This window comes from Collinsella sp. Sow4_E3 (genome assembly GCF_052116285.1).
Lineage (GTDB): Bacteria > Actinomycetota > Coriobacteriia > Coriobacteriales > Coriobacteriaceae > Collinsella.
In genome coordinates, this window is record NZ_JBQKLJ010000139.1 from 1 (window position 1) to 398 (window position 398).

Here is a 398-nt window from a genome sequence, read left to right on the forward strand (position 1 = left end):
GGTTATCGCGGCATATAACTGCGGTCCGGGCAACGTAAACAAAGCCATTGCCCGAAGTGGCGGAAAACGTGATTATTGGGAAATATACTATCAGTTGCCGCGCGAAACACGCGGATATGTTCCGGCATTTATCGCGGCAAATTATATTATGAACTATTATCCGCAACACAACATTTGTCCGATAGAATCTTTCAATAATATGACAGCGCTGGATACCGTGCAAGTAAAAAGCGAAATTCATTTCCAACAAATTTCCGAAGTGATTGATATTCCCTTATCCGAAATCCGCCGTTTAAATCCACAATTTAAACGGGACATCATACCCGGAAACTATAAAAACTACACATTGGTGCTGCCCACTAAAAAAGTATATGCATTTATTGATAAAAAAGAGGAGA

The 398-nt window shown here is 40.5% G+C and carries 1 protein-coding gene; it reads left to right on the top strand.

Going from position 1 to position 398, the window contains the following annotated elements:
* A partial coding sequence (locus ACTQ48_RS11645) for a hypothetical protein (RefSeq protein WP_441571100.1) occupies window positions 1–398 on the top strand: 398 nt, incomplete at both ends.